Origin of the sequence: Virgibacillus sp. Bac330 (assembly GCF_003667845.1) — a bacterium.
Lineage (GTDB): Bacteria > Bacillota > Bacilli > Bacillales > Amphibacillaceae > Virgibacillus > Virgibacillus chiguensis.
This window is the reverse complement of sequence record NZ_CP033048.1, coordinates 1573452-1584926: the sequence shown is the minus strand read 5'-3', so window position 1 is coordinate 1584926 and position 11475 is coordinate 1573452. Positions and strand designations below refer to the sequence as shown.

Genomic DNA, 11475 nt, shown 5'->3' with positions numbered 1-11475 from the left:
TAACCAAGCCTATTTCTGCGACATTTCTGTTTGTGTTGTGTCATCTTTAACACGCTGCAGATCTTGATAATCATAGGATATGGAATAGCCAATAAATGTTCCATAAAGCACATAAACACAAAGCGTGGAGACGATAGTGTCTAGATTTAATTTTTGTACAGATGGTACGTTTGAAAATATGGGGTTCATGATGATAAAAACAACTCCCCAAAGCACCCCCCCAAATACCACTCCCATCCAAAGCGAACTCATTTTTCGAAACAATAAATAATAAACGAAGGCTACTGCTATTGAAATGACGCCTATTGCGATAATAGTTATGAGCGTGCCTAGCCATGTATCAATCCATTCCGCTTGTAGCCATGAGCTCAATATAAATGATTTTGGAGCTATTTGAGAAAAATTAAAGTAGTATAATATTGTCGCAAACGTACTCCAAATTAAACCTCCAACAAAGCCTGTTAGCAAGGATCTAGACAAAATAGTCATTGGCGTTTCATGTTTATTTTGCTCTAAATGTTGATCTTGTTTATTCAATTTGAACACCTCCTATATGTAGTATTACCGAAACAAAGTAAAGCCATCCCTGTAATATATGGTCATGCAATTTACCTATTTTTCTCTAGTTATTTCCTTGTTAATGCAGTAAAATAAAAGTATAGATATAATTACATTTTTAGTTCGTTTCATTTAAAATAGATGAATATTATATTAAAAAGAAGGAAAAGCTATACATGACAGACTTATTTGATTAATGAGCAGGCAGCGTAAATACGTGACTTACCACTAAGCCTTTGTTTCACTTATACTATAAGCCTAAAAAATTTATATTTTATTACCGTGTAAATAACATGTCATACCATACCTCCCACTTCCAGTGTGCCGAATAAGGAAGCCTACATTCAGAAGCTTTTTTTTAGAAGTGTCGCTACGAATAAAGACGTTTAAGCTTTAGAATCAGTAAATTGTGCGAAGTTGTATGATAAACATAGATAGGAGGACGCGTAATGAAGCGAAAATCTATTTCCATTGCTGTGTATATGATTATCGGTTTAGCTACTATTGGACTATTAACACAACTATTTACAAACCCTGGGAATTTAATCAATAACATGTTCATTTCCATCGGATTTGGGGTCATTCTATTTGCGATTATCTATTTTGTGTTTATTCGAAAAAAGAGTTCTTCGAATGAAATGAAGAAATATAAACAAGCTGTTAAGCAGTCTAAAGCAAAATACCACCAACAGAAACCAGCATACAAAGCAAACGCTACAAAGCAACAACCAACCAACCCTACACTGCGAAAGAAAAAACATAAGCGGGCAGCTCATTTACGAGTTATTGAAGGTAACAAACACAAAAGAAAAGATCGTGCGTCTTTTTAAAACGCGCACGATCTTTTCTTTTTTCCCAGTTCACCTTTTTATAGTTCATAGTTGGTAACACTATTTACAAGGAAATCGAAACTACTTAGGCCAACGTTCAAGAAACTTTTCTGTATACGCATATCCCGCTTGAATAAGTGCTGCTTTGGCGGTTTTATTGATATAAAAATCAGTACTTTCAATATTTTCCACAGAAATAAAAACAATGTTTTTTGCTTCCGACGTAGAGATATAACGCGCATCATGCGCTTCTTTCATTGTAAGAAACAAAGCATGAAACATGTGTAATGCATTTTTTATTTTACGAGGTTTTAATTCTTGGGTTGGGGTAGTAGTTAATTTGACACCGATAATTGGGCGGGTTCGTTTATGAGGTTTCTTTTCAAATATCCAAAGCGGAAAATTACTTAAAAGACCTCCGTCAATGATCAAGCTTTTCTCTTGTTTACCCCCTTTCAATTTCTGCGGCATGAAAAAATATGGAAAGCCTGCACTCATTCGAATAGCTTTAGCTACAGAAAATTCCTCTGGAGGTATACCATATATTCTTTCTAAATCATCAGGGATAACAACAAGCTTACCTAAAGATATATCGCTAACAACGACTTTTAAATAACCGGCTTTAATATCTTGAAAAGTAAAAATTTGCTTTGCTGCTAATTTTTCTCCGATCCATTTTTCTAATTTATTCCCTTTATTAATCCCTAATTGAAAATATAAAAACAACCATTTTGTAAAAGGAAGCCATTTAGCCAATTTTGGGGGGTCTAAGAAATCTTTTAAATCCAACTCTTCCATAAAAGCTTCTATCTCTTTATGCTTGTACTCTGCCACTAATAAAGAAGCAATGATCGCTCCCGCTGAAGTACCTGCAACACGCTCCAACGTAAGACCTTTTTCTTCTATTTTTTTCACTGCACCAATAAAAGCATAAGCCTTCACTCCACCACCAGAAAATACACCATCTATTTGCATACGCGTAATCTCCCCTTCATCACTTTTATAAGCGGTGGTTCAAAAAAAGGTAATTAAAACGTCGCACGTTTTTTCCTCCATAGATGGTTTTTACGAAAATTCGTGAAGGTAATCTCTAACTACTGATGCAGATGTACATCTTCACACACTACCTTCATACTCACTTGATAGAAAAACTTGGCTTGTCGCCAAGTCATATGGCGGAAGCTGTAGATTTTTTCTTATACTATAAACCCTAAAAATTTTATGCTTTTTTAACCTTGTTTATGAACACACGCTTTTAGTTTTATAAATAAGCAGTGAAGTGCAAAAATAGAACCTCTTAAAGATTATTTTTTAAATGAAGGCTTTCCAGTTTAGGTGAAAAAACGATTTATGAATTGCCTTCTAATTCTGCTTCATGATGCGTGCGCTTTAGTTCTTCTACTCGAGCTTTATCTTCTTTAAAATAATTGACAACATCACCAATTCGATCAATGGAATTCCAACTCAAATGGTGCTCAATCCCCTCTACATCATTGTAAATATTTTCATGATCTACTCCTATAATTTGCAAAAATTCTTCTAGTAGGTCATGACGGAAAACCAATCTCTCTCCAACTTTTTTTCCTTTAGCTGTTAAAATAAAGCCTCGATATTTCTCATAATTCAAGTAATTATCGCGGTCTAATTTTTGTACCATTTTTGTTACTGAAGATGGGTGTACTTCTAATGCCTCTGCAATATCAGAAACACGTGCATATCCTTTTGATTCCATTAAGTTATAAATCTGCTCTATATAATCTTCCATGCTTGGTGTAGGCATATCAGTTCCTCCGTTTCAAGAATAAGTTTTTATCTAAGGCAAAATTGTTTCTATTATAAGGATACATGATTTATGAATAGGAAACAAGCTATAATAACTTATCATATATTGTATTTATTTTCACCCTTCCAACCCATTTCAAAATCAAACCATCGTATAACTTTTGAAAAATAGCTCTAAACCACCTATAATAGAAACTGTACAAATGTGAAAGACGGGGGAAAAATAATGGAATTTTTAGCAATACTCATCGTTGTTCTTGCAGCCTTTCTTATATTTCGGTTTTTCAGACAACGTATGTATTTAAAAACATTAACTGAAGATCAATTTCGTGAAGGTTATCGTAAAGCGCAGTTAATTGATGTACGAGAACCACAAGAGTTTAAACGTGGACATATTCTAGGAGCAAGGAATATACCAGTTACGCAATTGAAACAAAGACTAGTGGAATTGCGTACAGACAAGCCTGTTTACCTGTATTGTCAAGGCGGTTCAAGAGCTGCTAGAGCTGCGCAACTATTGCATAAAAAAGGGTATAAGAACATTAACGTGTTAAAAGGCGGTTTTAAAAAATGGACAGGAAAGATTAAGCAATCTTAACTCTCTAGCAAAATCCATAATACAATAAAACTGCTTTCTCTTTTAAAAAAAGGAAGAATAGCATCTATTAAACGGCTTTAGCTCTATGGACGATAGAGTTAAAGCCATTTAATTAGTTATTTCTCAACATAAAATGGCCTATTTATTTCTTTAAATTTATTAGAAAAACCTGGCTTGTCGCCAAGTCTTTATGCCAGTTGAGCGAAGTCGTTTTACTTATATTATAATTCTTAAAATCTTATATTTTTCTTTCATGCAAGAGGATGATCTAAAGACAACGTTTGAAAAGAGTTTAGTTTAGTTATCTCCTGTTTAAGCTTGTCCAGCACACATCCATTCATTTATTCTTGATGGAAATTTCACAGCACTTCATACTCGGCATAAATACTCCCCACAGATAGCGAAAGTTTTCATCTTCTCTTCTTTAAGGGGAGTATTTAAACAAACTTTTAATACCTTTTGAAAGTTATCAATTAAGGTTTCCTATTTTTCATACCGTAAAATCGGCTTTCTAGCAGCTGTGGTTTCATCCATCCGTTTAACAATTGTTTCATGCGGTGCTTCTTGTACTAACTCAGGTTCGTCTCTTGCTTCAGTAGCAATCTGCTTCATTGCCTCAATAAATCCATCTAACGTTTCTTTTGCTTCTGTTTCTGTTGGTTCCATCATTAACGCTTCTTCCACATTTAGAGGGAAGTAAATGGTAGGTGGATGATAGCCATAGTCTAACAACCGTTTAGCAATATCCAATGTACGTACACCCAATCTTTTCTGACGTCTACCAGAGAGGACAAACTCATGCTTACAATGTTGATCGAACGGTAAATCATATTCTTCTTGTAATTGCCTCATCAAGTAATTTGCATTTATTACCGCATACTCGCTTGCTTTCTTCAAACCTTCTGCACCCATCGTACGAATATACGTATAAGCACGTAAATAAATCCCAAAGTTACCGTAATAAGGCTTTACCCTCCCGATTGATTGAGGGAGATCATGATTAAATCGATAAGCTGCTCCTCGTTTTTCCAATATGGGTTTTGGTAAAAATGGTTTTAGCTCTTCTGTCACGCCAACTGGGCCAGATCCTGGGCCTCCGCCACCATGAGGACCTGTAAATGTTTTATGAAGATTTAAGTGGACAGCATCAAATCCCATATCACCTGGACGCGCATAACCCATAATGGCATTTAAATTTGCTCCATCATAGTATAACTTTCCACCAGCTTCATGAACAATTTGCGCCATTGCTTCAATTTCTGTTTCAAATAAGCCTAATGTGTTTGGGTTTGTTAGCATTAATGCAGCAGTATCAGAGCCGACTACCCTTTTCAAATCTTCTAAATCAACAAGCCCTTTGTCATTAGATTTCACTGTTACCGATTCAAATCCGGCAACGGTTGCTGAAGCTGGGTTTGTACCGTGAGCTGAGTCAGGAACAATCACTTTTGTGCGATGGAAATCTCCATTTGCTTCATGGAAAGCACGAATCATCATTAAAGCAGTCCATTCGCCTTGAGCACCTGCAGCAGATTGTAAAGAAACTTCATCCATTCCAGTTATCTCTGACAACGCCGTTTGCAAGTCATACATCATTTCCATTGCCCCTTGCACACTGCTTTCGGGTTGATTTGGATGAATATGACTAAAGCCATCCATCCGTGCTACATCTTCGTTAATTTTAGGGTTATACTTCATCGTGCAAGATCCTAATGGATAAAAACCGGAATCTACACCATAATTTCTATTCGATAGAGCTGTATAATGACGCATTAAATCGAGCTCGCTAATTTCAGGGAGATCTGGTGATTCTGTTCGAATATACGATTTTGGCAATTCTGCTTCTAAATCTATATCAGGTACATCTAACTCTGGTAAACTATACCCCGTTCTGCCAGTTTTACTACGTTCAAAAATTAATGGAAAGTCTCGATTAGCCATGAATATCCCTCAATTCTTTGACAAATTGATTTATTTCTTTCATACTTCTGTTTTCCGTAACAGCTATAAGCATATGTCCGTTCATGTCAGGATAATCTTTTGCCAGATCATATCCTCCAATGATCCCTTTTTTAAGTAATTGCTCATTAATTTCTGCAACAGGCTTATCCAATTGAATAATAAACTCGTTGAAAAATGCACCATTATGAACCGTTGAAAATCCTGATTCCTCCAGTTTTTTCATCGCATAACGTGCTTTTTTCATGTTCAAAGCTGCCATTTTTTTTAGTCCATGTTTTCCAATGGAACTCATCGCAACTGCACTCGCAAGCGCGTTTAATGCTTGATTGGAACAAATATTAGAGGTAGCCTTATCTCTACGAATATGCTGTTCCCTTGCCTGTAATGTAAGAACGAATCCTCTAACACCTTCCTCGTCCGTAGTTTGTCCTACTAGTCTACCTGGAACTTTTCGCATAAGCTTTTTTGTAGTTGCAAAATAACCACAATGCGGCCCACCAAATTGCGCAGGAATACCGAATACTTGTGTATCCCCTACTACAATATCTGCACCGAATGCTGCAGGCGGTGTTAAATAACCTAAAGCTAATGGATTACTTGATGTTATAAGCATCGTTTTCTTTTGGTTTTCAAGCAACTGTTGCACTTCTTCCATCGGTTCTAGTTGACCTAAAAAGTTTGGATACTGTATAACGACACTTGCTGTTTCCTCATCCAATGCTGTTTTTAATTGTTCTACGTCTGTTTTTCCCTCCTTTGTATCAATGTAGACGATCTCCAAGTTTGGACCTTTTGCATACGTTTCAATTACCATACGATACTGAGGGTGTACAGCAGTAGAAACTAATATCTTTTTACGCTTTGTTTGTGCAGCACTTAAATTAACAGCTTCCGCCAGAGCAGTTCCACCATCATACATAGAGGAATTAGCCACATCCATACCTGTTAGTTCACAAATCATCGTCTGAAATTCAAAAATGGCTTGTAGCTCCCCCTGCGAAATTTCTGGTTGGTACGGTGTATATGCTGTATAAAATTCTGATCTGGAAATAACATGATCGACAACAGATGGAATAAAGTGATCATAAACACCAGCCCCTAAAAAGCTTGTGTATTGCTTTAAATTTGCATTTTTATTTGCTAGTTGTGCCAATTCTTTTTTCAAATCCACTTCATTAGCAGGTTTTTTTAAATCCATTGGTCGATTTAGACGTACATTGCTTGGTATATCGGAAAATAGCTCCTCTGAATCTTTGACACCAATACTAGCTAACATGGCTTGTTTATCCTCTTCTGTCATAGGTAAATAGCGAAATTCCATTGGTTTGCCTCCCTACCTTTCACGTTTATAAAAAGGTGTTTCTATTATTCTTGCTTTTAATAGGCGCTTTCTTACTTGGACGAAAAGCACAGTTCCAAGTTCTGCAGAAGCAGTGCTTACTAAAGCAAGACCCAAATTCTTTTGAAATGTTGGTGATTGCGTTCCTGAAGTAATGAATCCTACTTTTGTTTCGCCATCATAAACTTCGTAACCCGTTCTTGGAATGCCTTTATCAAGCATTTCTAAACCAACAAGTTGTCTCTTTGCACCTTGTTCCATTTGCTGCTGTAATACATGTTTACCAATGAAGTCATTTGCTTTATTTACCTTTACTGCAAATGATAACCCAGTTTCTATCGGCGTAATCTCTGGAGATAATTCTTGACCATATAAAGGTAAACCCGCTTCAAATCGTAATGTATCTCTAGCGCCTAACCCGATTGGTTCCACGCCTTTTTCTTTACCAGCGTCTAAAATTGCTTTCCATAGTGCAATCCCACTCGCTGTAGGTATATAGATTTCAAATCCGTCTTCTCCTGTATACCCTGTACGAGATACGAGTGCTCGCTCTTCTACCCCTGTAAAAGTGATATCTGTCTCAAATCTAAAGAAGCGGATTGCCGATAAATCTGCTGATGTGAGCGATTGCAATACTTCTTCTGCAAGAGGACCTTGTAAAGCAAGCTGAGCATAACAATTGGAAACATTCTTAATAGTAATCTCTTCCGCTACATAATCATTATTGTCAAGAAGCCATTGATAGTCTTTATCTGTGTTTGCTGCATTTACAACAAGCAAGTAGTCGTCTTCTTTTAGCTTATAAATTAAAAAATCATCAACGGTTCCGCCATCTTCATAACACATAAACGTATATTGTGCCCGATTCGGCGTTAGTTTTGCCACATCATTCGTAACCATTCGTTGCAAAAATTCTAAACTTTTCGGCCCTTTAACTTCAATTTCCCCCATATGCGATACATCAAATAGTCCAGCTTTCGTCCTCGTCACCTCATGTTCATGTTTAATGCCTTTAAACTGAACAGGTAAGTTCCAGCCGCCAAAATCAATAACTTTAGCTCCATATTCTTCATAAATAGGATATAAAGGCGTTTGCTTTAATTCACTCATCCCGATCACTCCCTTAAATCTTTCTATAGTACAAAAAACAGAGATTTCATTGTTTTTCATGAAATCTCTGTCCTGCTACCAGAAAGTTGCATACCGATAACTAATATAATCGGTACTTGCTTCGTGGGTGGTCTACAGCTAACCGCCGTAAACACTCTCCAGAGTTGCGTCCTACAAGAGTCTGTTTGCCTGAGAGATTCGCTTCCACTTGCTCCTTCGGCGTTACATAGTTTAACACTTTAAAATCAAGCCATCTATGTAAACTCTCCCCTTGTATTCATTCGCTTTTATGAAAAATGTAGTTTTGGTTATACTATGTACTAATTCATCAATGAAACATCTATTTATTGTGTATTATTATATCACATATATAGAAAGATAAAATAGTGAAACAGTTATTATATAGAAAAGGAAGGTTACCATGAAATCGATCTATATAGATAAAGATGATAACTTCATAAACGAACTTGAAGATAAACTTAAAAAAAATACGCAACTTTCTTCTTGGGAATTATTTTCCATGGCTTATGCTGCAGAACAAACTACCATGGTACCTAACTTTACAGGCTTAAGAGCCCTTGAATTTTTACCACATGTTACCTTTTTAGATCATCAAATTCAAACAGCTGAACGAGTTGTTGAGCAAATGAATGGTAGAGCTATTCTAGCCGATGAAGTTGGTTTAGGAAAAACCATTGAAGCAGGGCTTATATTAAAAGAATATATGATTCGTGGCTTAGTTAAAAAAGCACTTCTTCTCGTACCTGCATCTTTAGTAAACCAATGGGAAAAAGAGTTGAATGAAAAGTTTTATCTTCCAGCTGTAGCTTACAGGAAAAACATGAGCTGGGAGCAGGGTAACATTATCATCTCTTCTTTAGATACAGCGAAAAGGGTACAACACCAAGATACTATTCTTGATTTAAACTATGATTTCGTACTTGTTGATGAAGCACATAAATTAAAAAATCATAAAACAAAGAATTACCAGTTTGTGCGCTCATTAAAAAAGAAATATTGTCTATTATTGACAGCTACACCTGTACAGAATGAACTGCTAGAAATTTTTAATTTAGTCTCTATCTTAAAACCAGGGCATTTAGGTAGCTATGATTCTTTTAAAGCAAGTTACGGGAATGATCGAAAAACGATGAAACAAGATCTATACCTAAAACAATTAGTTCAAAAAGTAATGGTTAGAAACACTAGAAAAGATACTGGTTTAAATCAAATTAAGCGTCATATAGAAACCATCTGGACAGAGTTCTCTTGTGAGGAAGCTGAAGTTTATCAAGCATTAGAAGAAAGCACTATGCTATTCCCTTCTTTTTCTAAAATTACCTTTTTGCGAGAATTATGTTCATCAAGGGAAGCATGTTATTTATCACTTAAAAAATTGCTCGAAGAAAACCCAGAACTTGAATCTGTTCAAGGTGTAATAGAAAAAATTGAGCAATTACCTCATCACCAAAAAGCAGCTAAAGTGGTTGAGTTAATAAATAACATAGGAACTGAGAAAGTAATCATCTTTACAGAGTATAGAGCTACGCAATTTTACTTACAATATTACTTGAAACAGCACGGTATTAGTTCTGTACCGTTTCGAGGCGGTTTTAAACGCGGAAAAAAGGATTGGATGCGTCAACTTTTTAAAGATCACGCCCAAGTGTTGATTGCAACAGAGGCTGGTGGTGAAGGGATAAATTTGCAGTTTTGTAATTATATGATCAACTATGACTTGCCATGGAACCCTATGCGTTTAGAGCAACGTATTGGCCGTATTCATCGCTATGGTCAGGAAAAAGATGTGTTTATCTACAATTTCGCCATTAGAAATACAGTGGAAGAGCACATTATGAAATTATTATATGAAAAAATTCATTTATTCGAAAACGTCATTGGAGATCTAGATGCTATTTTAAGTGAGCTTTCGATTCAAAATATGGAACAGGAAATTGAACAAATCTACACAGAATCAGAAACAGCTGGTGAAGCAAAAATTAAATTACAAAATTTATCGGCTATTATTGAGGCAGAACAACAATCAAACTTGGAGGAAAAGCGATATGGCGATACATGATTTGAATGCATTTCTACATGCTTTTTTTAAAGCCCATCACTGCCAAATACTTTCCAATGACAATGGTGTATTAAGCATTCAACTAACAGAAGAATTGGATAAGGTACTTATGAATAGGCCATTTTATTGGCATTATATGAAAAAAATGGGCTACGCCGGCGATCCCATGAAGCTTACTTTAATAACAAACCCAGATAAGCGTCAGGAAAAAGGGGAGTGGATTCATTTTGGTAGCCCTCGTTTGCAACAAATCATTCGCTATTTACAAGATACTAAAAAATACACCAAGCTCTTTCAGCAGTTATCTGCAAATAAAAATACGCCTCTATATCCATGGCTTGTAACAAATATAAAAATAAGTTACCAAGGAAAGCATAAGCGAGACGAGTTGTTTTCAATTGGCTTGAATTTAATAAATGGTGTAATGCATGCAAAAATGATGGATGTATTAAATACTATATCGCTTGAAAAAACCATTGCGGATTATTGTTACACGTTGTCACCAATGATTAAAATGGAAAGTGGTTTTAACCGTATTAAGTCCGTATTAGATCAATATATAGAAAACCAAGAACATCAATGGGCAGTTGATTCTTTACAAGCTTTAGAAGAAGAAACAAAGCTATTACATCATTTTTACACAGAGGACAAGGAAGATGAGATGATGAAAAGGGAATTACAAGAAATTCAAGAACGATTTCAGCCCAAAATTTTATATCAAGTGATTAATGGTGGTTTATTTTATTTAGCAACGGAAACATCCTAACCTTTAACATACAAACAATCTCAAGCAGGCGTTTATTTCGCCTGCTTATTAGATGTGTCACGCAGCATTTTTAAAGCTAGAGGGATGACACCAAACCATTTGTTTGTCATCAAACGCTCTTGGCTTTTTTTGGTTTCTTTACGATGTCTTCTCTTTTCCTTAGGCATATCTAAATAAGTTACAACTTGTTCAGTTACAAATTGCAGGTAATCCTTTGCCGACATAATTTCCCCTCCTATTTAGAAAAACTTGACATATCACTACGTTACTATAAAGAACAAAGACACGGGGCGCCCGTTTAGCAACTTAGCGACTGAAATGAATCAACGAAAGTTTTAAAAATCATGTTCCTGCAACAGAAGTATACCGGCGCCCTCCGGCAAGCCCGTCTTTAGTCATCCTTCCTATTTAGCGCGAACCGATGATGACTTATCGTAGGGCAATGGAGTG

The 11475-nt window shown here is 36.0% G+C and carries 11 protein-coding genes and 1 riboswitch; of the genes, 4 read left to right on the top strand and 7 right to left on the bottom strand.

Translation table 11 applies throughout. The annotated features are described in order from the left end of the window. Positions 1–9 precede the first annotated feature (9 nt). Complete coding sequence (locus tag D9780_RS07360) at positions 10–537, bottom strand: YqhR family membrane protein (RefSeq protein ID WP_073004368.1); 528 nt, start codon at positions 535–537, stop codon at positions 10–12. Positions 538–1007: 470 nt separating this feature from the next. Here D9780_RS07360 and D9780_RS07355 point away from each other — a divergent pair, with 470 nt between their 5' ends. After that, positions 1008–1388, top strand: a complete 381-nt coding sequence (locus D9780_RS07355; protein WP_073004370.1) for an SA1362 family protein — start codon at positions 1008–1010, stop codon at positions 1386–1388. Between the two features lie 81 nt (positions 1389–1469). On the opposite strand, the gene D9780_RS07350 is transcribed toward D9780_RS07355, so the two are convergent. Together D9780_RS07350 and mntR are read right to left on the bottom strand one after the other, a co-directional pair. Then, the gene (locus D9780_RS07350) at positions 1470–2363 is read right to left on the bottom strand and encodes a patatin-like phospholipase family protein (RefSeq protein WP_121639750.1); all 894 of its coding nucleotides are present in this window, start codon (positions 2361–2363) and stop codon (positions 1470–1472) included. Positions 2364–2736: 373 nt separating this feature from the next. Then, positions 2737–3168, bottom strand: a complete 432-nt coding sequence (gene mntR / locus D9780_RS07345) for a transcriptional regulator MntR (RefSeq protein WP_073004374.1) — start codon at positions 3166–3168, stop codon at positions 2737–2739. Positions 3169–3396: 228 nt separating this feature from the next. Here mntR and D9780_RS07340 point away from each other — a divergent pair, with 228 nt between their 5' ends. Beyond that, positions 3397–3768 carry a rhodanese-like domain-containing protein gene (locus D9780_RS07340; RefSeq protein WP_121639749.1) on the top strand — a complete coding sequence of 124 codons (372 nt, stop codon included), beginning with the start codon at positions 3397–3399 and terminating at the stop codon, positions 3766–3768. Between the two features lie 483 nt (positions 3769–4251). On the opposite strand, the gene gcvPB is transcribed toward D9780_RS07340, so the two are convergent. From gcvPB to gcvT, 3 genes are read right to left on the bottom strand one after another with little or no spacing between them, the layout of a single operon-like run. Further along, positions 4252–5709: an aminomethyl-transferring glycine dehydrogenase subunit GcvPB gene (gene gcvPB / locus D9780_RS07335; protein WP_073004377.1), complete on the bottom strand. Its 1458-nt coding sequence runs from the start codon at positions 5707–5709 to the stop codon at positions 4252–4254. Next, positions 5702–7051 carry an aminomethyl-transferring glycine dehydrogenase subunit GcvPA gene (gene gcvPA, locus D9780_RS07330; protein ID WP_121639748.1) on the bottom strand — a complete coding sequence of 450 codons (1350 nt, stop codon included), beginning with the start codon at positions 7049–7051 and terminating at the stop codon, positions 5702–5704. Before gcvPA ends, gcvPB begins: the two co-directional genes overlap by 8 nt. 12 nt (positions 7052–7063) lie before the next feature. After that, on the bottom strand, positions 7064–8179 hold the full coding sequence (gene gcvT / locus D9780_RS07325) for a glycine cleavage system aminomethyltransferase GcvT (protein WP_073004381.1): 1116 nt from the start codon (positions 8177–8179) through the stop codon (positions 7064–7066). 167 nt (positions 8180–8346) lie between these two features. Beyond that, positions 8347–8460: riboswitch (glycine riboswitch) on the bottom strand. A gap of 140 nt (positions 8461–8600) precedes the next feature. Here gcvT and D9780_RS07320 point away from each other — a divergent pair. Both D9780_RS07320 and D9780_RS07315 read left to right on the top strand, forming a co-directional pair. Continuing rightward, positions 8601–10259 (top strand): DEAD/DEAH box helicase, encoded by a 1659-nt coding sequence (locus D9780_RS07320; RefSeq protein WP_121639747.1) that lies wholly within the window; start codon positions 8601–8603, stop codon positions 10257–10259. Further along, complete coding sequence (locus D9780_RS07315) at positions 10246–11025, top strand: YqhG family protein (RefSeq protein WP_116279318.1); 780 nt, start codon at positions 10246–10248, stop codon at positions 11023–11025. The genes D9780_RS07320 and D9780_RS07315 overlap by 14 nt, the downstream gene beginning before the upstream one ends. A gap of 32 nt (positions 11026–11057) precedes the next feature. Here the strand turns inward: D9780_RS07315 and D9780_RS07310 are convergent, their stop codons facing one another. Next, positions 11058–11249, bottom strand: coding sequence for a YqzE family protein (locus tag D9780_RS07310; protein WP_073004386.1), 192 nt, complete (start codon positions 11247–11249; stop codon positions 11058–11060). Positions 11250–11475 lie beyond the last annotated feature (226 nt).